Genomic DNA, 22825 nt, shown 5'->3' with positions numbered 1-22825 from the left:
ATCGCGACGGTGACGACGACGGCCGCGGCGAGGACCACGGCGAGCAGGGGAGCCCCGGTGCCGGGCGTGAGAGCGAGCTCGGCGGTCGCGAGGAGCAGGTTCAGCAGGGCGATCAGCGATGCGATCACGTGCGGCCTCCTCTCGACGTCTCTCCCACGCTAGCAGGGGCCGCTCGCTACGCTGGGGCCATGACCACCCTCGTTCTGACCATCGTCGGTGACGACCGCGCGGGCCTGGTGTCGTCCGTCGCCGACATCATCGACGCCCACGGCGGCAACTGGGAGAACAGCGAGCTCGCCGAACTCGCGGGAGCCTTCGCCGGCATCGTCGAGGTGTCGGTCGCCGCCGATCGGGCCGATGCCCTCCGCGGCGCCCTCGAGGGGCTGGCGGGTACCCTCGCGGTCACGGTTCACCTCGGTTCACCCGAAGGCACGGCATCCGCTCCGCACAGTGTCACCCTCGACGTCATCGGCAACGACCGTTCGGGCATCGTGCGTGAGATCACGTCGGCCCTCAGCGCGCGCGGAGTGAGCATCGAGCGCATGTCGACGCAGACGACGGATGCCGCGATGGCGGGCGGCCGTCTGTTCGAGGCGTCCATCACGGTGACGCTCGTCGCGGGCGTCGAGATCGATGACCTGGTCACCGAGCTGGAGCGCCTCGCGGCGGAGATCCAGGTCGACGTGTCGCTCGCGGACTGAGTCCCACGTCCGCGGGTGAATGCGTGCCTCAGGCCGCCCGGCGGCGACGTGACGCCAGCCGCGCGATCGCGCGCCAGCCCACGAGGAAGAGCGCGAGCGTGATCGCCGCGACGATCACGAAGGCGACAGCGACCCCCTGACCGCTCACCGCGCGCAGCACCATGCCGACGGCGACGGTCACCACCCAGACGATGAGTCCCGTGCGCACCGGAGCGAGGGGAGCGCGCCACCCGCGGCTGATCAACCACCCGAGGCCCAGCGCGACGACGAACGGCCACGCCGTGGTCGCCAGCCCCGATCCGGCGGGGCCGAGGACGTCACCGTCGTGGGTCGCGCGCCCGATCGCGGCGAAGACGACGACGAAGACGAGGTCGACGAGCAGGACGAGCGCGGAATGGATGCGGGAGGAGGTCACGGCATCCATTGTCCTCGTCCGGGCGCGGCATATCGTCCGCGTATCGGAAGGCGCAGACGCGCCGGCAACACCGCGGCGTGTGGGCTGGAGGCTCGATCATCCAGGAGACTCCATGCCGAACGCCCCGGTCCTCACCCCCGCCCGTGTCCTCGTCGCCGCCGCAGCGCTCGCCGTCGTCGGGGCGCTCACGCTCGCGCCGCGGGCGCTCATCCGTCCGTTCCAGGAGAGGGCGATCGACGCGTTCTTCCTCGTGACCGAGCGATGGGGCGGCTTCGCCCTGGCGTACGACAGCGATGTCGTGATGAACGTGGCCCTGTTCGTGCCGCTCGGGATCGCGGTGGCGGCGCTGCTTCCCCTGCGGTTCGCACCCGCCGCCGTGCTCTTCGGGGCCGCCGTCTCACTCGCGGTCGAGACTGCTCAGTCGTTCATCCCCGGTCGGGTGCCCGACGCCGACGACGTTCTTCACAACACCATGGGCGCGGGCGTGGGCACGGTGATCGTGATCGTTTCGCGGTTGGTGACGCTCGCAGCCGTCCGCGCGGGGGAATTGGCAGCGCGCGGGTGAGGAGCCTCGCGCGGATGGGTCACCGCTCGTGAACAGCGATCGGCCGGGGCAGGCGCACGCGCGCGTGCAGTCCGCCGCCCTCGCGCGGCCAGAGCTCGAGCGAGCCCTCGTGCACGCGCACGATCGCGACGGCGATGGCGAGACCGAGGCCCGTGCCGCCGTCCGCGGGGCGGGCACGCCCGGCCGCACGGACGAAGGGCTCGGGGAGCGTGGCCACCGTTTCACGGGACAGCACGGCGCCGGTGTTCGCGACGTCGATCACGACGCTGCGCGCGTCCGTCCGCACGGCGATCTGCACCTCGCGCGCAAGCTCGCCGTCGGGTGTGCTGTGGACGATCGCGTTGTGCACCAGATTCGTGAGCATCTGGCGGGCGAGCGTCTCGTCCGCGATCGCGACGGCGGGCGACGCGATGCGCGTGGTGAGCCGTGCAGACGTCCTCGTCGCGAGCGGAGCGAGCTCGCCGCACACCTCGGCGGCGAGGGTGTCGATCTCGACCTCGGTGCGCGCCACCACGCCGCCGTTCGAGGCGCGCGAGAGGGCGAGGATCGCCTCCGTCAGCCGGATCGCCCGCTCGTTCGTGTCGTCGAGGCGGGCGAGCAGCCGCTCGACGTCGACGCCCTCGGGATCGGCTTTCGCGACCTCGAGCATCGTGCGCATCGTCGCGTGCGGGGTGCGCAGCTCGTGCGACGCGTTCGCCGCGAAACGCCGCTGCTCCTGGACGGTTTCGGCGATGCGCGCGAGCATCGCGTCGAAGGTGTCGGCGAGGTCGGTCAGCTCGTCGCGTCGGCCGGGGAGGTCGACCCGGCGGTCCAGGCTTCCGTCGCGCACCGCCCGTGCGGCGTCGGTGATGCGGGTCAGCGGCCGGAGCATGAGACCCGCGACGATCCAGCCCCCGCCCAGGCCGATGACGGCGAGCCCGGCGACGGTGAACCACGCGTACTTGACGAAGACGTCGGCGAGGTCGCGCCGCGCGGGGGTGAAGAGGCCGCTCGTGGCGTAGAGGGTTCCCTCGGGCAGGAACCGCAGGACGAGGAACCCCACCGTGAACAGGGCGATCCCGACGATCACGACGAAGACCGCGTAGCTGAGCGTCAGTTTGATCCGGACCGACAGCCCGGTCGGGCGCTCACGCATCCGCGGGACCGATGCGGTACCCGACGCCGGCGACGGTCTGGATCAGCCACGGCTCGCCGAGGCGCTTGCGCAGCGTCGAGATCGTGATGCGGACGGCGTTAGTGAACGGGTCGGCGTTCTCGTCCCACGCGCGCTCGAGGAGGACCTCGGCGCTGACCACGCCGCCGCCCGCGGACATGAGTACCTCGAGCACGGCGAACTGCTTGCGGGTCAGCGAGACGTATCGGCCGTCGCGGTAGACCTCGCGCCGGAACGGATCGAGACGGATGCCGTCGAGCTCGAGGATCGGGGGAGCTCCGGTCGCGGGCCGCCGCGCAAGCGCACGCAGTCGCAGCACGAGCTCCTTCAAGACGAACGGCTTGGTGAGGTAGTCGTCGGCACCGCTCTCGAAGCCGGAGGCCTTGTCGTCGAGGCGGTCGGCGGCGGTGAGCATGAGCACGCGGGGAGCGGCCGGCTGGACCGCGAGGTGGCGGGCGATCTCGTCGCCGTTGGGTCCGGGGATGTCGCGATCCAGGACGACGACGTCGTACGCGGTGTAGCCGAGCTGCTCGAGCGCGGAGTCACCGTCGCCGGCGATGTCCGCCGCGATCGCCTCCAGGCGGAGTCCGTCGCGGATCGCCTCGGCGAGATAGGGCTCGTCCTCGACGATCAGCACGCGCATCCCGTCATCGTAGGCGGGCCGGTGTATCGCGAGCGTATGTAGCGTGGAGTGATGGCGATCCGACTGCTGCTCGTGGCCGATACGCACGTGCCGAAGAGAGCCCGGACGATTCCGGATGCCGTGCGGCGAGCGGCATCCGAGGTCGATCTGATCGTTCATGCGGGGGATTGGGTGAGCGAGGCGGTGCTGGACGAGTTCCTCGCCCTCGGGCCCGTGCTGGGGGTGTGGGGGAACAACGACGGTGCCGACCTGCGCGCTCGGCTGCCCGAGATCGCGCGCGCCGAGATCGAGGGGGTCCGCGTCGCCGTGGTCCACGAGACCGGTGCCGCGACCGGTCGGGAGAGACGGATGGATGCCGCGTTCCCGGACACCGACGTGCTCGTGTTCGGGCACAGCCACATCCCGTGGGACACCACGACCCCGGCGGGTCTGCGTCTGCTGAACCCCGGATCGCCGACGGACCGCCGACGACAGCCGCGGTGCACGATGATGACACTCACGCTGGCCGAGGGGACGATCCGCGATCTCGCCCTGCACGAGGTCGTTCGCGACTGACGGCGTATCGTCCGCGTATGCGTCGCGCGATACGGCATGGCAACGGCCGGCGCACTGGACTGCTGCCATGGCCGTCCCGTCGCACCCCCTGTCCCGTCAACGCCGGCTCGTCTCCCTGTTCGCGGTGGCCGGCGTCGTCGTCCTGCTGCTCGCAGCCGTCGTCACCCTGGCGGTGACGCTGACCTTCTCGTCCTTCGCGACGGCCGTCCGGCCCGCGGGGATCTTCGTCCCGACCGAGGCGGACGGACTCATCGCGGCCGATACGCCGTTGACCGTCGACGACGACACCCATCCCGCCCTGCAGCGGTTGGATCCCGCCCTCCTCGAGGCGTTGCGTTCCGCACAGGTCGCGGCCGAGGCCGATGGCATCCGGTTCGACATCACCAGCGGGTGGCGCAGCGTCGACCTCCAACGTCGCCTCCTCGCCGACGCGGTGCGCACCTACGGCAGCGAAGAGCTGGCGCGCGAGTACGTGGCGACGCCGGAGACGTCGAGCCACGTGACCGGTCGGGCGGTCGACATCGGAACGCTCGACGCCCAGTTGTGGATCATGGAGCACGGTCGCGAGTGGGGGCTGTGCCAGACGTACGCGAACGAGAGGTGGCACTTCGAACGTGCGACCGAGCCCGGAGGCGAATGCCCCGTGCAGAAGCTCGACGCCCGCGGCTGAGAGAGACGACAAGGGCGTTGCAACCGGCCTTCCGGTGCGACGCCCCTCCCGTGTGTCAGGTCTCAGACGCGGCGGGCCGCCGAGGTCAGCGGGCACTCGAACGGGTCGCGGGCGGCGAGGCCCACGCGGTTCAGGTACTGGATCACGATGCCGTACGACTGCAGCAGCGTCGTCTCGACGTAGGGCACGCCGAGGGTCTGGCAGTGCTCGATGACGATCTCTCGCGCGCGGCTCAGGTGCGGCCGCGGCATATTCGGGAACAGGTGGTGCTCGATCTGGTAGTTCAGTCCGCCCATGAGCCAGGTGGCCCACCAGCCGCCGGAGATGTTGCGCGAGGTCCGCACCTGCTTGCTGAAGAAGTCGAGCTTCGCGCCGGGAGCGATCACCGCCATGCCCTTGTGGTTGGGCGCGAACGAGGCGCCCATGTACACGCCGAAAACCGCGAGCTGGACACCGAGGAACGCGAAGGCCATGCCGAGGGGGAGGAACACGAAGACCGGGGCCACGAAGACCGTGAAGCGCAGGGCGATGAGTCCCAGCTCGGTCCAGCGACCCTTGACCTCGCCGCGCGAGAGCAGGTGGCGGATGGCCAGCACGTGCAGGTTGAGGCCCTCCAGCGTCAGCAGGGGGAAGAAGAGCCAGCCCTGCCGCTGGGTGATCCAGCGCTGGATGCCGCGGGCCTTGGCCGCGTCCTCGTCGAGGAACGAGATGGTGTCGATCTCGATGTCGGGGTCTTTGCCGACGCGGTTGGGGTTGGCGTGGTGACGGGTGTGCTTCGAGGCCCACCACGACTGGCTCATGCCGACGACGCCGTTGCCGATCCACAGCGCCAGACGATCGTTCGCGGGGCCCGAGGCGAAGATCTGACGGTGGTTCGCCTCGTGGGCGAGGAACGCCACCTGCGTGAACAGGATGCCAAGGGCTGCGGCGATCAGCAGCTGGAACCAGCTGTCGCCGAGGAGCACGAACCCGGCGATGCAGCCGGCGAAGGCCAGGACGAGGGCGGAGCCGACGAGAGCGTAGAACACGCGGGTGCGGACGAGGAGTCCGCTCTCGCGAACGACCTGGGACAGCTCTGTGTAGGCCTTCGCGATCGGGGGGAATTCAGTGGTGCCGGAGTAGGTCTGACGAACGGGGCCGAGACGGGACTCGACGATGGTGGAGGCGATGAACTGCTCCTCGTTTGAGGTGACCGGAGTCGGGATCCCGGGAGGTATCCTCGGGTTCGGCCAACCCTACGTGCCGACGTATGAGGGCTCCGGTATACGTCCACATGTGCAGGAGCCTCACGGGGAATACACATCTGCCGGACCCTCTCCGTTCACCTGCGAGCACAACGAAAGCCGGGCCGCCGCACGTGCGGCAGACCCGGCCTTCGGGTGTTGCGGAGCTTAGAGGGGGCGGATGTTCGCCGCCTGCATGCCCTTGGGGCCCTGCTCGGCGTCGAATTCGACCTTCTGCGCTTCCGTCAGCTCCTTGAAGCCGTTGCCCTGGATCGCGCTGAAGTGCGCGAACAGGTCGGCGGAGCCGTCATCGGGAGCGATGAAGCCGTAGCCCTTTTCGGAGTTGAACCATTTCACGGTGCCAGTGGCCATCGTGTTCTTCCTTTATTCATGTTGGGCCGCATAAGCGACCGTGGGCGCCGTTCCGACGAACGCGGAGCGGACGGGGACGCCGCGACACCGAGGTGGTGCCGCGTACGCGATGCCCGTCGACAGCGGCCTGAGCCGCCCCGACGGACGTGTGAATGCCGAGGTTCTCGCCGAGCGGACCCTGGGCTTCGAAGCCCGAGGTGGCCGCGCCGACGAAACCGGCATAGTCGGATCCGGCCGTCGCGACGAAGACGTCGAGATCGGCCTGGCGCCACGACAGTGGCGAAGGGTGAAGCGAAGACACAGAAACTTTCCGCGGGAGGCAGGCGATGACCGATGTCATCGAGCGTGCCGTGCGACGATGTAAGGAGGGACCACGGTGGTGAACGGCTCGGTGCCGTCCGCCCGACATCTCATCGATGAGGCGGGCGTCCATGAAGCAAATCCCAGAATTGATGATTCAACGGTAGCACGGATGCCCACGGGACGCCCGGGAGATTTTCGCGGACGTCGCCGGACGGTGGACTGGGGGCATGGCATCCGGGATCGACGACTCCACCGACGATGAACGCTGGCTCGTGATCGACGGTCGTCGATGGCGCCGCACGGATCCGGCGTTGCCGGCAGACCTCGCCGATCGGCTGAGATCCCACCTCGGACGCGCCCGCTCCGCGGTGCGGACGACGAAACGTGCGGGGGATGCCGACGGAACGGCCCAGGCCCGCCGCCGCGTCGGACTGGCCAAGGCGGGGCTCGGTGAGCGGGGCCCGCGGTGGTGGGAGGACGACGTGGTCGCCCGCATCGAGCGCGCCCGCGCCGCGATCGAGGAGCTCGACCGGCTCGCCCCGCCGAGAGCAGACCTCGGGCCCGACGTCAACGCGTAGCGCTCGTCGCGGCGACCCGGTGGGCTGGGGGTTCGTCAGAAAGAGGGAGTGTCATGACATCCACCGACACCGAGCTGGACACGCTCAACGACCTACTGAAGAAGTTCCGCTTCGCCATGGTCACCACGCGGGCCGAGGACGGCGCGCTCCACGCTCACCCGTTGACAGTCCAGGAGCGGGAGTCCGACGGCGACCTGTGGTTCATCGTCGGTACGCACGCCTCGGCCGTCGAGCATGTGCGGCGGGACCCGAAGGTCGGACTGTCGTTCAGCTCGGACAGCACGTGGCTGTCGCTCGCCGGTCACGCCGAGGTCGTCGACGACCTCGCGAAGCTCAAGGAGCTGTGGTCGACGACGGTCGAGGCGTGGTTCCCGGACGGCCCCGAGTCCCCGGGGGTCACGCTGCTGAAGGTCTCCGCGCTGACCGGCGAGTACTGGGGGAGTGCAGGAGGGCGCCTCGCGACGGCGATCGCCCTGGTCACGTCGAAAGTGACCGGCGAGCGTCCGAAGGGCGGCGAGAACGAGAAGTTCGATCTGACCGACTGATGCGACGAAGGGCCCCGCGCGCGGGGCCCTTCGTGTGCGTCATCCTCCGGAGGGGTTGTCGACGGGCTCGCCGTCGTCGTCGGTCGTGTCGGGAATCTCTGGCGCGTCGGCGGTCTCGAGCTCGTCGGGCTCGTCGGCGGTGTCGTTCGTACGGTCCGGTGTCGTGTCCATCGGGCGACCCGATCACGGACTCCCGCGATTGCGTGCGGGCCTTGCGCGTGCTCCCCGTGTGTGTCAGCGCTGCGGACGTCAGCGCCGGGCGGGAGCGCTTGTGTGAGCGCCCCGCGTGCCAGCGCAAGCCCCCGAGCGCGGGCGGTGCGATTTGCAACGATGACGCCATGTCACGACCCGAGGTGCGCTCCAAGCCGTGCGCTTACTGCGGACGCCCGTTCACCGATCGCAAGCGGTGGAGCGGACGTGACCAGTGGGACGAGGTCCTCTACTGCTCGCGTGGGTGTCGCGCCAACGCCGCGAGACAGAGGCGGCGCGCGTGAGGGCCGCACTGATCCTCGCGACGCAGCAGTTCGCCGAGCACCCCGCCTACGCCGACGACGATGTCGAGGAGTTCTTCTTCATCGAGTCGGCGCCCCGCTTCCGCAAGCTCCCGTACCACCGGCACAAGATCGTGCTGTTGATCTCGGCGATGCGGCACACCGCCGCCCGGCTCGAGGCCGAGGGGCGGACGGTGCGTCGGATCACCCTCTCCGACGACCTCGGCTTCAAGGCGGGTCTGGAACACCTGCTGCGGGAGCACCGCGTCACCGAGTTGACGTGGATGAGCGATCCGAATCGCCCGGTCGACGAACGGATCTCCCGCATCTGCGCCGATCACGACGTCGAGACCGACGTCCTCCCGGACGGGCTCTTCCTCACCCCCGAAGAAGAGGTCGACGGGTGGTTCGCCGAGCATCCGACCCCGCTCATGGAGGACTTCTACCACTGGCAGCGCCGGCGCACCGGCATCCTGATGGACGGGGGCAAGCCCGCGGGCCGGCGCTGGAACTTCGACGCCGACAACCGCAAGGCCCTGCCGAAGAAAGGTGTGGAGATCCCGCCCCTGCCTCAGCTCGAACCCGACGACATCACGCGCACGGTCATCGCCGAGGTCGACGAGCTGTTCCCCGAGCACCCGGGAAAGGCGGAGGAGTTCTGGCTTCCGGTCACCCCCGAGGACTCGCGCGACTGGCTCGACGTCTTCGTCGCCGAGCGGCTGCACGACTTCGGGCGCTACGAGGACGCGATGAAGGCCGACGAGCCGTTCCTCTTCCACGCGATCATCTCGCCGATGCTGAACATCGGGCTGCTCACCGTCGAGGAGGTGGTCGCCGCCGCGACCCGCACGGATGCCCCTTTGGCATCCGTCGAGGGGTTCATCCGTCAGGTGATCGGGTGGCGCGAATACATGCGCGGGATGTACCGGGCGCACCCGAAGCTCGAGCACGTCAACGCGCTGCATCTCGAGAAGCGGATCCAGAAGTACTGGTACTCCGGAGAACGGATGCCGAGCGACCTGCCCATCCCGGTGCGCACCGTGCTGGAGCGGGTGCACCGCTGGGGCTACGCGCATCACATCGAGCGACTGATGGTGCTGGGCAACTGGTTCCTGCTGCAGGGGTACGCGCCGCGTCAGGTGAACGCGTGGTTCCTGGCGCTGTTCGTCGACGCGTACGACTGGGTGATGGTGCCGAACGTCATGGGCATGAGCCAGTTCGCCGACGGCGGCTTCGTGGCCACCAAGCCCTACGTCTCGGGCGGGGCGTACCTGCAGAAGATGGGCTCGTGGTGGCCCTCGGCTCAGGATGCCAAGGAGTCGGTGTTCACCGACGCGTACTGGGAGTTCCTCGAGCGTCACGAGGACGTGCTGGCGGGCAACCACCGGCTGGGGCTTGCCCTGGCGCAGATGCGGAAGCGGCGGGACGCGCGGGCGTAGCCGTGGTCTCCGCGCGGCGCGGGCGAAACTCCTGAGAAAACCGCTCCGTCGTGGTGGCGCGCTCGGCTGAGACCGCGACGCCGCGGAGAAGTCAGGAGTTTCGCCCGGGAGGCGTCAACTCTTCAGCTTGTTCAGCGCCGACCCCTTGTGAGCCGCGGTCGACCCCGACTTCTCCGACTTCACGATGTAGGCCGGGTCGTCGTCGGATGCGGTGAACTTCTGGCTGTCGTGCTGGAAGTCCTTCGTCTTCTTCTCGACGACTTCGCCCTGCGTGCGCCCCTGCGGGGTGTCCCAGCTGACGCGGTCGCCCTTCGACAGATCCTTCGACATGTGCGGTTCCTCTCGTTCGGTCCCGCCATGCTCCCGACCCGGCCGGCCGGGGATCGGGGGATTGACAGGCTCTGGCCCCTACGTGGTCCGAGGACGAACCGCAATGCCTCGGCGATGTCGGAGCCCGTGCGTAGCGTCGTCCCTGGGTCTTTCGTTTCCCGGCCCACGACGTGAGGAGAGCCATGACCGAGCCGACCACCACGAACGGCGGCGCCCCCGTCGCCAGCGACGAGCACTCGCAGAGCGTCGGAGCCGACGGCTCCATCGCCCTGACCGACCACTATCTGATCGAGAAGCTCGCGCAGTTCAATCGCGAGCGGGTTCCCGAGCGCGTGGTGCACGCCAAGGGCGGCGGGGCGTTCGGCACGTTCCGCACGACCGGTGACGTCTCGGCCTACACGCGCGCGGCGCTGTTCCAGCCCGGCGTCGAGACCGAGATGCTCGCACGTTTCTCGTCGGTCGCGGGCGAGCAGGGGAGCCCCGACACCTGGCGCGACCCGCGCGGATTCTCGCTGAAGTTCTACACGACCGAGGGAAACTACGACCTCGTCGGCAACAACACCCCCGTCTTCTTCGTCAAGGACGGCATCAAGTTCCCCGACTTCATCCGCTCGCAGAAGCGCTTACCCGGCAGCCACCTGCGCGACAACACCATGCAGTGGGACTTCTGGACGCTGTCGCCCGAGAGCGCCCACCAGGTGACCTGGCTCATGGGCGACCGTGGCATCCCGGCCTCCTGGCGCCACATGAACGGCTACGGCTCGCACACCTACCAGTGGATCAACGCCGACGGCGAGCGCTTCTGGGTGAAGTACCACTTCCACACCGACCTCGGTCACAAGACCCTCACGCAGGACGAGGCCGACCAGATCGCGGGTCAGGACGCCGACTTCCACATCCGCGACCTGTACGCGGCGATCGAGCGGGGCGAGTTCCCGACGTGGACACTCAAGGTGCAGATCATGCCCTACGACGATGCGAAGACCTACCGCTTCAATCCCTTCGACCTGACCAAGGTGTGGCCGCACAGCGACTACCCCGAAATCGAGGTCGGCACGATGGAGCTCAACCGCAACCCGGGCAACTACTTCGCCGAGATCGAGCAGGCCGCGTTCGAACCGTCGAACTTCGTGCCCGGCATCGACGGCAGCCCCGACAAGATGCTGCAGGCGCGCATCTTCAGCTACGCCGACGCGCACCGCTACCGCGTGGGCACGAACTACCAGCAGCTGCCGGTCAACCGTCCGCACACCGAGGTGCACTCGTACTCGAAGGAGGGCGCGATGCGCTACGAGTACAACCCGCCCGAGGTGCCCGTCTACGCTCCCAACTCGGCGGGTGGCCCCGCGGCCGATCCTCGTCGTGCCGGTGACGGCGGATGGCAGAGCGACGGCGAGCTCGTGCGGTCGGCGGCGACCCTGCACCCCGAAGACGACGACTGGGGACAGGCCGGTGCTCTGGTGCGCGAGGTGATGTCAGCCGAGGAGCGCGATCGTCTCGTCGAGACCATCACCGGACACGTGGGCGGCGTGACGCGCAAGGACGTCCGCGATCGTGCCGTGCAGTACTGGAAGAACGTGGATGCCGAGATCGGCTCTCGCGTGGAAGACGGGCTTCCGCCGCTCGAGGAGACGACCTCTCCCGGCGAGCAGCTCAGCGAGCCGAATCCGGACGGCGACCTCGTGGGCCGCGACGTCGCGGGCAAGATCTGACGGCTGCCCCACGGGGCGGGGAGTGCCGGTTCCGGTACGCCCGCCTCGTCGGGGCCGGTTCCGGCACGTCCGCCCCGTGGGGGCGCTTCGGCGGGGAACGCATCCGTCTCGGCGGGGAACGCGTCGCGGGTCTACAGCCGCGCGCGGTCGGTTCGGGTCAGGCGGAACCGGGATGCCAGCACCCCGGCCACGAGTGCTCCCGCGCCGCCGGCCATCATGTCGCCGATCGTGTCGTCGTAAGTCACGAAGATGGCATCCGTGATGAAGCGATAGCCGAACCACTCGACCATCTCCCACGCGGCGCTCAACGCGAGCCCGGTGATCGTCGCGATGACGATCGGGATGCGGCGGCGGCCCGTGGGGGCGATCACGCGCGCATCCTCGAGGAGAACCAGCGCGACAGCGGCGAGCACGCCCGTGCACGCGAGGTGCACGACGAGGTCCCAGCCCGTCCAGGCGCGGTACAGGTCGATGACGTTGCTGCCGGCGGCGACGAACACCGTGACGCAGGTGATGAGGTCGAGACCCGAGCGCAGTCCGATCATCCGCGACAGCATGACCGCGGGCAGCGACATCGACAGCACCGCGAAATCCGTGAACGGCAGGGTGAACAGGGACACGATGACGACGACGATCGCGACCGCCCGCACGAGGTCGGCCAGCCAATCGGTCACGCTGCGCGGGGGACGCTGGAGATTCGCGTACATGGCCCGGATCATCGCGGGCCCCCCGACGGGTGGATGCGCAGCACGGCCTGCACCGGCAGGTGATCGCTCGGCCACTGCGTGCCCGTCGGGCGCGGGTCGATGCCGACCGCGCGCACGCCCACGTCGGGGGTGACGAGGAGCGCGTCGATGCGCCGTGCGCCGACACGAGGGGCCGCGTAGTTGTTGAACGTCCCCCACTCGGCGGTCCGGCGCGCCGGGGCGTACGACCAGGTGTCCACCAGGAGGCCGTCGGCCAACATGCCCGCGAGCTCGGCCGAGCGGATGTGCGCGTTGACGTCGGCGGTGAAGACGAGCGGGAGTTCGCGCCGGGCGACGAGGTCGTGCAGCCAGGTCGCCGAGCGGCGCCGCGCCCGCCGAGAGAAGGCGTCGAAGTGCGTGTTGACGAACGTGAACCGCGCGTCCGTCGCCCGATCGCGCAGTCGGGCGATGACCGCGACGCGGGGGATCGTATTGCCCCAGCCCGTCGACCCCGGGACGTCGGGGGTGTCCGACAGCATGACCTGCTCCCAGTCCTCGACCTCGATCCGGTCACGGTCGTAGAACAGGGGAGTCCCCTCGCCGTCGCGGTTCTTTCCCCGGCCGAGTCCGATCCGGCCGTACTGCGACCCGAGGGACGCCTGCACCCAGGAGGCCTGATCGGGCATCGCCTCCTGCGACCCGAGCAGGTGCGGGCGATTCGCGCCGAGGAAGGTGCGCAGCCGCTGCTTTCGCATCGGCCACCGATCGGCGGGCGGCCAGGTGATCCGGTCGAAGCGTCGTCGGATGTTGAAGCTCATCACGTGCAGGTCCGGCGCCTCGACGTGGGGGAAGAGGATGCCGGCCATCAGCGCCCGGCCCCGATCCGGGCGGCGCGGCGTCGCGCTCGCGCCACCCGTGCCCACCGCACGGGCGGGACATCCGCGGGCCAGTGCGCGAAGACGGTCCCCGCCCCGCGGCGGAAGCAGCGCGCGAACCGCCGCGGCTCCACCGTGCGGGAAGAGACCCGCATGTGCCGCCCCGGCACGTACCGGATGCGGTGGTCGACTCCCAGGTGATAGGCGAGGTCGAGGTCATCGTGCAGTTCGGGGTCGAGGTGGACGCGGTCGCGCACCGCCTCCCACGCCGCGCGGCGGAACGCCATGTTCGATCCCCACAGCGGCGTGTGCCCGAGCGCGGGGAACGCGAACGTGTTGTACGTGCCGAGGAACACGCGGGCCATCAGCACACGCCGGGAAGCGGGACCGTCATGGAACACCGCACCGCCGGTCACGGCATCCACCTCCGGATCGGCGAGGGCTTGGACCATGCTTGCGATCCAGGTGGGAGCAGGAAGGCTGTCGGCATCGAGACGCAGGATGAGCTCCCCGCGCGCGGCGTCGTATCCGGTCGAGGCCGCGGCGGGAATGCCGCGCTCGCCGCAGAAAACCACGCGAGCTCCGGTGGCGCGCGCGATGTCGGCGCTGTCATCGGTCGAGCCGTTGTCGACGACCACGATCTCGTCGGCCGCGAGGGTCTGCGCGGCCAACGCCCGCAGGCATCGCCAGAGGTGCGGCCCGTCGTTCCGCACCGGGATGACGACCGACACGCCGACGACCGGATGAGGGGGTCTTTCGGGCACGACGAACTCCAGACGACGAGTGATCCTCCACGCTAGGCGATCGCTTCCCCGACGCTCGGAGGCTTGACGCTTTCGTACGCTGGAGACATGGCATCCGTCCTCAACGTCTCGGCGTATCTGTTCACGCGCATCGACGACCCCGCCGCCCTCCGCGTCACGCTGCGCGAGCGGGCGCTCGCGGCGGCTCTGCGCGGAACGATCCTTCTCGCCGAAGAGGGCATCAACCTCTTCCTCGCGGGAGAGACCGACGACCTGCGCGGCTTCGTGGAGGAGCTGCGCGCCGACCCGCGCTTCGCCGCGCTCGAAACGAAGGACAGTTGGTCGGATGCCGTGCCCTTCGGCAAGCTCCTGGTGAAGGTGAAGCGCGAGATCATCCGCATGGACCGGCCCGAGGTGCGCCCTCAGGACGGCCGGGCTCCCGCCGTGAGTCCCGACACCCTGCGCCGCTGGCTCGATCGCGGCACCGACGACGAGGGACGCGAGGTCGTGCTCGTCGACACCCGCAACGCTTTCGAGGTCGATTACGGCACCTTCGCCGGCGCGAAGGACTGGCGCATCGAGCGGTTCACGCAGTTCCCGGATGCCGCGAGCTCTCACCTAGATGAACTCGCCGGGAAGACGGTCGTGAGTTTCTGCACGGGCGGGATCCGCTGCGAGAAGGCCGCGCTCTACCTTCGCGGCGAAGGCGTCGACGCGTACCAGCTCGACGGGGGGATCCTGGGGTGGTTCGCGGCCCAGGGCGACGCGCACTGGCAGGGTGACTGTTTCGTGTTCGACGGGCGCGAAGCGCTCGACGCGGGGCTCGCGCCGGCGGGCTCCGCTGCGGGCGCCTGATGCTCTGGGACCAGCACGCGTGCGTCGAGCTCGTCGAGACCGCCGACATCGGCGACCTGCGTCGCTATCGCGATGCCGGAGGCGGCTTCGTGTCGCTCAACGTCGGCTACGCCCCGCACGGGCCTGAGCTCACGGCATCCCTTCTGCGTTCCTTCCGCGCACAGGTGGACGCGATCGAGGGCGTCGAGCTGGCCTCGACGGTCGCGGACATCGACCGCATCGCCGCCCGCGGCGACACCGCCGTCGCCTTCGACCTCGAGGATTGTGCGCCTCTCGGAGGAGATCTGGATGCCGTCGGCCTGCTCGTCGCGCAGGGCGTGCGGACGCTCGGGCCGACGTACAACCACGCCAACCGCGCCGGCGGGGGCTGTCTCGACGCGACCGACGACGGACTCACCCCCTGGGGGCGAGATCTCGTGGCCGAGATGAACCGGCGCGGGATGGTGCCGGACGGCTCGCACGTCGGCGCCCGCACGACGCTCGACATGTGCGCCGTATCGACCCGGCCCGTGGTGTTCAGCCACTCGAACATGCGCGCGGTGTGGGATCACCCCCGCAACATCACCGACGACCAGGCGCGAGCGGTCGCCGACACCGGGGGAGTCGTCGGCATCACCGGTGTCGGCATCTTCCTCGGACCCAACACGCCCACGCTGGATGCCATGGTTCGGCACCTCGAATGCGCCGTCGAGGTCGTCGGCATCCGGCACGTCGGGGTCAGCACCGACTTCTCGTTCGACTGGCCCACGTTCCGCGACACCGTCGCCGCGTCTCCCGAGCTGTACGACGACAGCTACACGCGGTGGGGACCCATGGAATGGATGCCGCCCGAGACCTTCGTCGGCCTCGGCCCCGCGCTCGCCGCGAGAGGATGGACCGACGCCGACGCCGCCGCAGTGCTCGGCGGGAATTTCCGCCGTGTGGCGGCCGAGAGCTGGGAGCCCCTGCAATGACCGATCTCCGAGACGGGGCCGTTCTGCGCCCCGCCCGTGCGGGCGACGAAGAGGGCATCCTCGCGTGCATCCAGGCGCTCGCCGACTACGAGAGAGAACCGGATGCCGTGGACAACACGGCCGAGATGATCCGCGCCACGCTGTTCGGCGACGATCCCCGCGCGTTCGCGTTCGTCGTGGAGCGGGAGGGGGAGATCCGCGCGGTCGCCATCTGGTTCCTCACGTACTCGACATGGACCGGCCGTCACGGCATCTGGCTCGAAGACCTCTACGTGCACGAGCAGTACCGGTCGTCCGGCTACGGCGTGGCCCTGTTGGCCGCGCTCGCCGCCGAATGCATCGACAAGGACTACTCGCGCCTGGAGTGGACGGTGCTCGACTGGAACGAGCCTGCGATCGGCTTCTATCGCGCGCTCGGCGCCGAGGCGATGGACGAGTGGACGACGAGGCGCGTGACCGGCGACGCCCTGACCGCGCTCGCCGCCCGCGGCGCGAGCCGCTAGTCCGCGACGACCTCGACCTTGAAACCGGCCGTGTTCTCGAGCCACCCCGCGTAGTGCTGCGGGCCGCCGGCGTGCGGATAGCGGTCGACGTACAGCGGTCCCCACCCGTGCGCGGGGGCGTCGGTCATCAGCCGGTCGACCTCGGCCGGTGCTCCGCCCTCGAACGCGAGATGATTCACGCCGGGTCGGCGGCGGTCGTGTGGGGCGTCGATCGTGTTCGGGGTCGTCGTCACCGAGATGTACGCGCCGCCCGCGGTGAAGGTCGAGCCTCCCGGCCACTCGGCCTCGGTGGTCCATCCGAGGCGGGTGAGGAGCCAGATCCAGTCGGTCAGGTCGTCGGGGTGGGCGATCCAGATGTCGAGGTGGTGGAGGCCGGGCATTCGTCCAGTCTGCCGGGAGTCCGCTCAGCGCGCGAGGTCGGCGAGCACCGCTTCCGCCGCGCGCTGGCCCGAGACCAGGGCGCCCTGGATCGACGCGGTGTCTCGGTGATCACCCGCGATGTAGCGCCCGTCACCCAGGCGAACGGGCCGTCGCAGGCGCAGCGGCGGGTCCTGCGCGGGGAGAGCGTGGGCGATGTCGTCGCGCCGGAGGAGTCGCCACGGTCGGGTATCGGTCTCCCAGATCTCGGCGAGCTGGCTCCGGATGCCATCCTCCGTCGCCGCGGAGGGCATCACGCAGGTCGCCTGGACGAGGTGCTGTCCCCGCGGAGCGTAGGTCGGGGCGGTGTTCGTCATGATCGCGGTGTTCACGATCGGGCCGCGTCGTCGCCCGTCGATGCGGAGCGCAGCGTCCTCGCTCGGTGCGTCGTCGGTGGCGAACCACCACGTCTGCAGCCCTCGGGGCCGGGGGAGCGGGACGTCGAGCGCCGGGTCGAGCCCGGTCGCGATCACCACGGCGCGGGCGGTGACGGCATCCCGTCCCTCGATGCCCACGTGCCAACCGGACGCCCGGGGCCGGGTGGAAACCACCCGATGACCGACCCGGATGCCGGCCCCGGCGCGGCGCGCCGTGTCGGCGAGCTGCGCGGGAAGAGCGCCGATCCCCGCGGCGGGGACCCCCGGACGGCCGATGGCGAAGCTCCGGACGAGCAGCCGCACGAACGCGTCGGAGGTCTCCTGCCGGTCGTCTGCGAGCACGCCGGCGAGAAACGGCTCGAGCACGCTCTCGCGGAGGGGCCCGCGTAGACCCGCGCGATCCCACGCTTCTTCGAGCGTGCGGTCGGTGCCGGCCTTCGCCGCGCGGGCCGAGACCACGGTCGGCGCCGCCCAACGGGCGAGCGCGGCGAGATCGGCGGGCCGCACGAGCCCGCTGGCCAGTGTCTCGGGGAGAGAGAAGGGGTGTCGCACGGGATGGGTCAGACGGACGACCCGGTCCTCGAGCCGCACGCCGACCGCGACGGGGAAGCGCCGGAGCGCGAGCGCGTCGACATCGACCCACCGACGGATGGCCGGGTACGCCGGATTGAGCACGTGGAAGCCGAGGTCGAGGCGGAAGCCGTCCACGATGTCGGTCCGCTCACGTCCGCCGACGGTCTCGCCCGCCTCGAGGACCACGACATCGCGGCCGGCGTGGGCGAGGCGGGTCGCGCAGCGTAGCCCCGCGAGCCCCGCGCCGATGACGATGACGTCGTACGCGCTCATGGGGCGAGCCTAGGCATCGCCCTGCCGGCGGAAGCGGGGGTTGCGCGCGTCAGGGCCGGGGCGCGATGGCCGCGGCGACGCGGTCGAGCGCACCCGGCACGAGGGAGAAGTACGCCCAGGTGCCGCGCTTTTCGCGGGTCAGGATGCCGGCATCCACCAGCACCTTGGTGTGGTGAGACACCGTCGGCTGCGACAGGCCGAGCGGCTCCTGCAGGTCGCACGCGCACGTGGCGCCAGCATCCTGAGCGGCGATGATCGACACGATCCGCAGGCGGGCGGGATCGGCCAGCGCCTTGAGCGTCTTCGCGAGGGTCTCCGCCTCTGCCGGTGCCATCGCGGCATCGCCCGACGACACGCAGCACGGGGCGTCGAGCAGGGGCAGGGCGGTACCGGGAGTCATGGCATCCATCATTCTCAGAATATCGAGGAACGTCAATATTGACGTGCGTCGATGTTCTGCGTCATGCTGTTCCCGTTCGTCCCGACCCGAAGGAAAAGCAATGTCCGACACCGCCACGATCCTCTTCGTCTGCGTGCACAATGCCGGGCGCTCGCAGATGGCCGCCGGCTACGCCCGAGCCCTCGGGGGCGAGCGGGTGCGCGTGCTCTCCGGTGGCAGCGCCCCAGGTGACGCCCTCAATCCGATGGCTGTCGCGGCAATGGCTGAGGAGGGCATCGATATCAGCGCGGAAGTGCCGCAGCTCCTGCTCACCGACGACGTGCGTGCGTCCGACGCGGTCATCACGATGGGCTGCGGAGACGCGTGCCCGATCTTCCCCGGCAAGCGCTACGAGGACTGGGAACTGACCGATCCGGCGGGCAAGGGCCTCGACGACGTTCGCCCGATCCGCGACGACATCAAGGCGCGTGTCACCACGCTGCTGCGTGAGCTGGGGGTCGAGGCGTGAGCCTCACCCTCACGGTCCCGCCGCGGCCGGAGGTCGACCGTCGCGCGGGCCTTCCGATCGCGGTCATCGGTGCGGGCCCGGTCGGCCTCGCCGCGGCCTCCCACCTCATCGAGCGCGGGCTCCCGGTCGTCGTCTTCGAGGCGGGCGACACCGTCGGCGCGGCCGTCCGCGAATGGGGTCACACCCGACTGTTCTCGCCGTGGCGCTACGTCGTCGACTCGGCAGCGCAGCGGCTGCTCGAGGCCGAGGGGTGGACCGCTCCGGATGCCGAGGGCCTGCCCACCGGGGACGAGCTGATCGACCTCTACCTCCAGCCGCTCGCTCGCACCGCCGCCCTGGCATCCGTCCTCCGATACGGGGCGCGCGTCGAGGCCGTTTCCCGCCAGGGGATGGACCGCACGCGCTCGGTCGGCCGTGCGGCCGCCCCCTTCGTCCTTCGACTGCGCACGGCGGAGGGGACCACGGATGTCATGGCCCGGGCCGTCATCGACACCTCGGGCACGACGAACTCGCCGCGCTCACTGCTGTCGTCCGGCCTCGCCCCGGAGGGCGACCTCGGCGATCGGGTGACGACAGCGCTCCCCGACGTGGGGCGGCGGGACCGCGCGCGCTTCGCCGGTCGTCGGGTGCTCGTCGTCGGCGCGGGCCACTCGGCGGCCAACACCCTCATCGCCCTCGCCGCGCTCGCCGAGGAAGAGCCGACGACACGCGTTTCGTGGGCTGTCCGCAACGAGGGAACCGCGCGCCTCGCCGCCGACGCGGCCGACGACCTCGCCGCCCGCGGGCGCCTCGGTGCGGCGGTCCACGGCCTGGTGACCGCGGGCCGTGTCGAGCAGATCGCCTCGTTCGAGATCGATGATGTTCGGCTGTCCGACGCCGGAGTTCGCGTGAGCGGTCGACGCGCAGGCGAGGCGTTCGCGGTCGCGGTGGACGTGATCGTCAATGCCACCGGATTTCGCCCCGACCTGTCGATGCTGGCCGAGATCCGCCTCGGTCTCGACGAGATCGTGGAGGCGCCGCGTGCCCTCGCCCCGCTCATCGACCCGAACGTGCACTCGTGCGGGTCGGTGCCGCCGCACGGCGTCGCCGAGCTCACCCACCCCGAGCCCGACTTCTACCTCGCGGGCATGAAGTCGTACGGTCGAGCGCCCACATTCCTGCTGCTCACCGGGTACGAGCAAGTGCGATCGATAGCCGCCGAGCTCGCAGGTGACCGGGTGGCGGCGCGGCAGGTCGATCTCGTGCTGCCCGAGACGGGCGTGTGCACGACCGACGCGGGGTCCTGCTGCGCGTGAGCACGACGGTGCGCCCGTTGGCCGAGGCGGATTGGCCGGAGGTGCATCGCATCTACGCGGAGGGCATCGCGACCGGTCACGCCACGTTCGAAGCGGCACCCCCGGCGACCTGGGTCGACTTCGCGACGGGAAAGCTCGACGCGCACCGCTTCGTCGCGCTCATCGACGGTCGAATCACGGGCTGGGCGGCTGTGTCGGCCGTGTCGTCACGGCCGGTCTACCGCGGGGTCGTCGAGCACTCCGTCTATGTCGAGGCCGACGGTCGAGGACAGGGAATCGGGCATGCACTGCTCGACGCGGTCATCGATTCGACCGAGGCCGACGGTATCTGGACGATCCAGGCGTCGATCTTTCCTGAGAACACCGCGTCGCTCGCTCTTCACGCCCGCCACGGCTTCCGCACGGTCGGAACGCGCGAGCGGATCGGTCGAGACGTGGCCGGCCGCTGGCGCGACACCGTGCTCATCGAGAGGCGCAGCCACCGGGTATGACAAGGGCCCGGATGCCATGGCATCCGGGCCCCGGAAACGCTTACGCGGAGGCTTCCTCGCGCTTGGGCAGCACCCAGCCGGGGCGCACGAAGTGGCACGTGTACCCGTTCGGGATCCGCACGAGGTAGTCCTGGTGCTCGGGCTCGGCCTCCCAGAAGGGAGCCTCGGGCTCGATCGTCGTGACGACTTTGGCGGGCCAGATGCCGGACGCGTCGACGTCGGCGATCGTGTCGCGCGCGACCTTCTCCTGCTCGGGGGAGAGCGGGAAGATGGCCGAGCGGTAGCTCGTGCCGATGTCGTTGCCCTGACGGTTCAGCGTCGAAGGGTCGTGGATCTGGAAGAAGAACGCCAGGATGTCGCGGTACGACGTCCGGGTCGGGTCGAAGACGATCTCGACGGCCTCCGCGTGACCGGGGTGGTTGCGGTAGGTGGCGTGGTCGTTCTGTCCGCCGGTGTAGCCGACGCGCGTGTCGAGCACGCCGGGCTGACGGCGGATCAGGTCTTCGACGCCCCAGAAGCAGCCGCCGGCGAGGACGGCGGTCTCGGTGCCGGGGCGGCGGGTGATCTCGCCGGTGTCGGTGGGTCCGCTGGTCATGGTGTGGCTCCTTTTGCGGTTGCGGAAAGAGAAGAGGTTCATCAGGCGCGGCTCCCCGGGAACAGCGCACGGTAGGCGCCGTATCCCTGCGCCTCGAGCTCGGCGACGGGCACGAATCGGAGGGCGGCCGAGTTCATGCAGTATCTCAGCCCGCCGGCCTGTCGAGGGCCGTCGTCGAAGAGGTGGCCCAGGTGGCTGTCGGCCCCCGCCGAGCGCACCTCGGTGCGCGTCATCCACAGACTCCGATCCGTCTTGGTCACGACGGCGGCATCGTCGATCGGCTTGGTGAAGCTCGGCCAGCCCGAGCCGCTCTCGAACTTGTCGGTCGAGGAGAACAGCGGCTGTCCTGATACGACATCGACGTAGATGCCGTCCTCGTGGTTGTCCCAGTACTCGTTGCGGAACGGCGGCTCGGTGGCGTCGTCCTGCGTGACGGCGAACTGGCGGTCGGTGAGGCGGCCCAGCGCCTCCGACGTCTTCCGGTACTCCGTGCTCACGGTTCGTATCCTCTCGTCTCGACACTCCGAAGCGGGCGTCACAGGAGAGAACGCGGCGCCCGCGCTTTTTGGTCCCGCGGGGCTGGGAGCGGGCTGTGAGTTCTCAGGAGTCCCGGATGCCGAGGGCAAGCCCCGCTGTTCTCATCGGCGTGCGCATTAGCGTTCAGCTCATCGACCAGGAGGTACGCATGACCCGCACCATCGTCATCACCGGCGCCAGCGACGGCATCGGTGCCGCGTCGGCGAAGCAGCTGAACGATCTCGGCGAAGAGGTGGTGGTCGTCGGCCGCAATCCCGAGAAGACCGCCCGGGTCGCGCGGACTCTCGGTGTCGATTCCTTCGTCGCGGACTTCACCGACCTGTCGCAGGTGCGGGAGCTCGCGGCATCCCTTCTCGAGCGATACCCGCGCATCGACGTGCTGGCGAACAACGCCGGGGGAGTGTTCGGCCGGCGTACCCTCACGGCCGACGGGTACGAGACGACGTTCCAGGTGAACCACCTCGCTCCGTTCCTGCTCACGAACCTGCTGCGGGAGCGCCTCATCGAATCCGGCGCCTCGGTGATCCAGACCTCGAGCGCCGCGGCCAAGCTCTTCCCGCGCTTCGATCTGAACGATCTGCAGGGAGCGAATCACTTCTCCTCGACGACGGCCTACGGCAACGCGAAGCTCGCGAACGTTCTCTTCACGAAGGAGCTCAACCGACGCTTCGGCGATCGGGGGCTGTCCGCGGTGGCCTTCCACCCCGGCGTGATCGCCTCGAACTTCGGATCGACGAGCGACGGGCCGTGGAAGTTCCTGTACGGCGGCCCGCTCGCTCAGCGTCTGATGACCTCGACCGCGGTCGGCGGTGCACGGCTCACCTGGCTCGCCCTGGGCAAGCCCGGGGTCGACTGGCAACCGGGCGGGTTCTACGCGAACAACAAGCCGGCGCGGACCAACCGTCTCGCGGACGATCCGGCGGTCGCGAAGGCGCTCTGGGAGCGCAGCGCCGTGCTGGCGGGTGTCGACGACTGACCGCGGGCCGAAAAAGCTTGGTCTTTCCTTTGGATCGACCATGGAGGTGACCACCACGCGGTTTTCTTGGAGC

The 22825-nt window shown here is 69.8% G+C and carries 31 protein-coding genes; 16 read left to right on the top strand and 15 right to left on the bottom strand.

Annotated elements, in window-relative coordinates:
- Positions 1-188 precede the first annotated feature (188 nt).
- Positions 189-701 carry a glycine cleavage system protein R gene (locus tag NS283_RS09950; protein ID WP_058596701.1) on the top strand — a complete coding sequence of 171 codons (513 nt, stop codon included), beginning with the start codon at positions 189-191 and terminating at the stop codon, positions 699-701.
- A 28-nt stretch (positions 702-729) separates the two neighbouring features.
- Here the strand turns inward: NS283_RS09950 and NS283_RS09945 are convergent, their stop codons facing one another.
- On the bottom strand, positions 730-1125 hold the full coding sequence (locus NS283_RS09945; protein ID WP_058596700.1) for a DUF3054 domain-containing protein: 396 nt from the start codon (positions 1123-1125) through the stop codon (positions 730-732).
- Positions 1126-1228: 103 nt separating this feature from the next.
- Here NS283_RS09945 and NS283_RS09940 point away from each other — a divergent pair, with 103 nt between their 5' ends.
- Positions 1229-1681 (top strand): VanZ family protein, encoded by a 453-nt coding sequence (locus tag NS283_RS09940; RefSeq protein WP_058596699.1) that lies wholly within the window; start codon positions 1229-1231, stop codon positions 1679-1681.
- 19 nt (positions 1682-1700) lie between these two features.
- On the opposite strand, the gene NS283_RS09935 is transcribed toward NS283_RS09940, so the two are convergent.
- Positions 1701-2816, bottom strand: a complete 1116-nt coding sequence (locus NS283_RS09935; protein ID WP_058596698.1) for a sensor histidine kinase — start codon at positions 2814-2816, stop codon at positions 1701-1703.
- Entirely contained in the window at positions 2809-3477 is a 669-nt protein-coding gene (locus tag NS283_RS09930) for a response regulator transcription factor (RefSeq protein ID WP_058596697.1), read from the bottom strand. Before NS283_RS09930 ends, NS283_RS09935 begins: the two co-directional genes overlap by 8 nt.
- Before the next feature lie 51 nt (positions 3478-3528).
- Between NS283_RS09930 and NS283_RS09925 the strand changes: the two genes are divergently transcribed.
- Both NS283_RS09925 and NS283_RS09920 read left to right on the top strand, forming a co-directional pair.
- Positions 3529-4032 carry a metallophosphoesterase family protein gene (locus tag NS283_RS09925; protein ID WP_081317362.1) on the top strand — a complete coding sequence of 168 codons (504 nt, stop codon included), beginning with the start codon at positions 3529-3531 and terminating at the stop codon, positions 4030-4032.
- A 67-nt stretch (positions 4033-4099) separates the two neighbouring features.
- Positions 4100-4702 carry a M15 family metallopeptidase gene (locus tag NS283_RS09920; protein WP_081317361.1) on the top strand — a complete coding sequence of 201 codons (603 nt, stop codon included), beginning with the start codon at positions 4100-4102 and terminating at the stop codon, positions 4700-4702.
- Positions 4703-4764: 62 nt separating this feature from the next.
- On the opposite strand, the gene NS283_RS09915 is transcribed toward NS283_RS09920, so the two are convergent.
- Together NS283_RS09915 and NS283_RS09910 are read right to left on the bottom strand one after the other, a co-directional pair.
- Entirely contained in the window at positions 4765-5859 is a 1095-nt protein-coding gene (locus tag NS283_RS09915) for a fatty acid desaturase family protein (RefSeq protein ID WP_440589444.1), read from the bottom strand.
- A gap of 234 nt (positions 5860-6093) precedes the next feature.
- Positions 6094-6297, bottom strand: coding sequence for a cold-shock protein (locus NS283_RS09910; RefSeq protein ID WP_013583139.1), 204 nt, complete (start codon positions 6295-6297; stop codon positions 6094-6096).
- Positions 6298-6827: 530 nt separating this feature from the next.
- Here NS283_RS09910 and NS283_RS09900 point away from each other — a divergent pair.
- Entirely contained in the window at positions 6828-7178 is a 351-nt protein-coding gene (locus NS283_RS09900; RefSeq protein WP_058596694.1) for a hypothetical protein, read from the top strand.
- Positions 7179-7231: 53 nt separating this feature from the next.
- Positions 7232-7723 (top strand): pyridoxamine 5'-phosphate oxidase family protein, encoded by a 492-nt coding sequence (locus NS283_RS09895; RefSeq protein WP_058596693.1) that lies wholly within the window; start codon positions 7232-7234, stop codon positions 7721-7723.
- Between the two features lie 39 nt (positions 7724-7762).
- Here the strand turns inward: NS283_RS09895 and NS283_RS19335 are convergent, their stop codons facing one another.
- The gene (locus NS283_RS19335) at positions 7763-7894 is read right to left on the bottom strand and encodes a hypothetical protein (RefSeq protein ID WP_275044576.1); all 132 of its coding nucleotides are present in this window, start codon (positions 7892-7894) and stop codon (positions 7763-7765) included.
- Between the two features lie 167 nt (positions 7895-8061).
- On the opposite strand from NS283_RS19335, the gene NS283_RS19400 reads away from it, so the two are divergent.
- Both NS283_RS19400 and NS283_RS09890 read left to right on the top strand, forming a co-directional pair.
- A complete protein-coding gene (locus NS283_RS19400) occupies positions 8062-8217 on the top strand; it encodes a DUF2256 domain-containing protein (protein WP_081317363.1) in 156 nt (51 codons plus the stop codon).
- Complete coding sequence (locus tag NS283_RS09890) at positions 8214-9653, top strand: cryptochrome/photolyase family protein (RefSeq protein ID WP_193752664.1); 1440 nt, start codon at positions 8214-8216, stop codon at positions 9651-9653. Before NS283_RS19400 ends, NS283_RS09890 begins: the two co-directional genes overlap by 4 nt.
- A gap of 114 nt (positions 9654-9767) precedes the next feature.
- Here the strand turns inward: NS283_RS09890 and NS283_RS09885 are convergent, their stop codons facing one another.
- On the bottom strand, positions 9768-9983 hold the full coding sequence (locus NS283_RS09885; RefSeq protein ID WP_058596691.1) for a DUF2945 domain-containing protein: 216 nt from the start codon (positions 9981-9983) through the stop codon (positions 9768-9770).
- 182 nt (positions 9984-10165) lie between these two features.
- Here NS283_RS09885 and NS283_RS09880 point away from each other — a divergent pair, with 182 nt between their 5' ends.
- A complete protein-coding gene (locus tag NS283_RS09880) occupies positions 10166-11695 on the top strand; it encodes a catalase (RefSeq protein WP_058596690.1) in 1530 nt (509 codons plus the stop codon).
- Positions 11696-11826: 131 nt separating this feature from the next.
- Here the strand turns inward: NS283_RS09880 and NS283_RS09875 are convergent, their stop codons facing one another.
- The 3 genes from NS283_RS09875 to NS283_RS09865 are packed head-to-tail and all read right to left on the bottom strand — an operon-like array spanning position 11827 to position 14020.
- A complete protein-coding gene (locus NS283_RS09875) occupies positions 11827-12402 on the bottom strand; it encodes a hypothetical protein (protein ID WP_058596689.1) in 576 nt (191 codons plus the stop codon).
- Positions 12403-12410: 8 nt separating this feature from the next.
- Complete coding sequence (locus NS283_RS09870) at positions 12411-13247, bottom strand: endonuclease/exonuclease/phosphatase family protein (RefSeq protein WP_153003327.1); 837 nt, start codon at positions 13245-13247, stop codon at positions 12411-12413.
- Complete coding sequence (locus tag NS283_RS09865; RefSeq protein ID WP_058596687.1) at positions 13247-14020, bottom strand: glycosyltransferase family 2 protein; 774 nt, start codon at positions 14018-14020, stop codon at positions 13247-13249. Before NS283_RS09865 ends, NS283_RS09870 begins: the two co-directional genes overlap by 1 nt.
- Before the next feature lie 87 nt (positions 14021-14107).
- Here NS283_RS09865 and NS283_RS09860 point away from each other — a divergent pair, with 87 nt between their 5' ends.
- The 3 genes from NS283_RS09860 to NS283_RS09850 are packed head-to-tail and all read left to right on the top strand — an operon-like array spanning position 14108 to position 16310.
- On the top strand, positions 14108-14854 hold the full coding sequence (locus tag NS283_RS09860; RefSeq protein ID WP_058596686.1) for a sulfurtransferase: 747 nt from the start codon (positions 14108-14110) through the stop codon (positions 14852-14854).
- Positions 14854-15807: a dipeptidase gene (locus tag NS283_RS09855; protein WP_058596685.1), complete on the top strand. Its 954-nt coding sequence runs from the start codon at positions 14854-14856 to the stop codon at positions 15805-15807. The genes NS283_RS09860 and NS283_RS09855 overlap by 1 nt, the downstream gene beginning before the upstream one ends.
- Positions 15804-16310, top strand: a complete 507-nt coding sequence (locus NS283_RS09850) for a GNAT family N-acetyltransferase (protein ID WP_058596684.1) — start codon at positions 15804-15806, stop codon at positions 16308-16310. Before NS283_RS09855 ends, NS283_RS09850 begins: the two co-directional genes overlap by 4 nt.
- Here NS283_RS09850 and NS283_RS09845 read toward each other — a convergent pair.
- The 3 genes from NS283_RS09845 to NS283_RS09835 are packed head-to-tail and all read right to left on the bottom strand — an operon-like array spanning position 16307 to position 18350.
- Positions 16307-16690 carry a hypothetical protein gene (locus NS283_RS09845; protein WP_058596683.1) on the bottom strand — a complete coding sequence of 128 codons (384 nt, stop codon included), beginning with the start codon at positions 16688-16690 and terminating at the stop codon, positions 16307-16309. The genes NS283_RS09850 and NS283_RS09845 overlap by 4 nt on opposite strands.
- Before the next feature lie 24 nt (positions 16691-16714).
- Complete coding sequence (locus NS283_RS09840) at positions 16715-17950, bottom strand: NAD(P)/FAD-dependent oxidoreductase (protein WP_058596682.1); 1236 nt, start codon at positions 17948-17950, stop codon at positions 16715-16717.
- 49 nt (positions 17951-17999) lie between these two features.
- A complete protein-coding gene (locus NS283_RS09835; protein ID WP_058596707.1) occupies positions 18000-18350 on the bottom strand; it encodes an ArsR/SmtB family transcription factor in 351 nt (116 codons plus the stop codon).
- 100 nt (positions 18351-18450) lie between these two features.
- Here NS283_RS09835 and NS283_RS09830 point away from each other — a divergent pair, with 100 nt between their 5' ends.
- The 3 genes from NS283_RS09830 to NS283_RS09820 are packed head-to-tail and all read left to right on the top strand — an operon-like array spanning position 18451 to position 20644.
- A complete protein-coding gene (locus tag NS283_RS09830; protein WP_058596681.1) occupies positions 18451-18858 on the top strand; it encodes an arsenate reductase ArsC in 408 nt (135 codons plus the stop codon).
- Positions 18855-20153 (top strand): FAD-dependent oxidoreductase, encoded by a 1299-nt coding sequence (locus NS283_RS09825; protein WP_058596680.1) that lies wholly within the window; start codon positions 18855-18857, stop codon positions 20151-20153. The genes NS283_RS09830 and NS283_RS09825 overlap by 4 nt, the downstream gene beginning before the upstream one ends.
- The gene (locus tag NS283_RS09820; RefSeq protein ID WP_241492225.1) at positions 20120-20644 is read left to right on the top strand and encodes a GNAT family N-acetyltransferase; all 525 of its coding nucleotides are present in this window, start codon (positions 20120-20122) and stop codon (positions 20642-20644) included. Before NS283_RS09825 ends, NS283_RS09820 begins: the two co-directional genes overlap by 34 nt.
- Positions 20645-20684: 40 nt before the next feature.
- Here NS283_RS09820 and msrA read toward each other — a convergent pair whose 3' ends face one another.
- Both msrA and msrB read right to left on the bottom strand, forming a co-directional pair.
- Positions 20685-21239 (bottom strand): peptide-methionine (S)-S-oxide reductase MsrA, encoded by a 555-nt coding sequence (gene msrA / locus NS283_RS09815; protein WP_058596679.1) that lies wholly within the window; start codon positions 21237-21239, stop codon positions 20685-20687.
- Positions 21240-21280: 41 nt separating this feature from the next.
- Positions 21281-21736, bottom strand: a complete 456-nt coding sequence (gene msrB, locus NS283_RS09810; protein WP_058596678.1) for a peptide-methionine (R)-S-oxide reductase MsrB — start codon at positions 21734-21736, stop codon at positions 21281-21283.
- Between the two features lie 188 nt (positions 21737-21924).
- Between msrB and NS283_RS09805 the strand changes: the two genes are divergently transcribed.
- A complete protein-coding gene (locus NS283_RS09805) occupies positions 21925-22752 on the top strand; it encodes an SDR family NAD(P)-dependent oxidoreductase (RefSeq protein ID WP_058596677.1) in 828 nt (275 codons plus the stop codon).
- Positions 22753-22825 lie beyond the last annotated feature (73 nt).

The sequence above is a fragment of the Microbacterium testaceum genome, assembly GCF_001476285.1.
GTDB lineage: Bacteria > Actinomycetota > Actinomycetes > Actinomycetales > Microbacteriaceae > Microbacterium > Microbacterium testaceum_B.
Note: the sequence above shows the minus strand (reverse complement) of the source record. Positions and strands in the feature narration are given on the sequence as shown.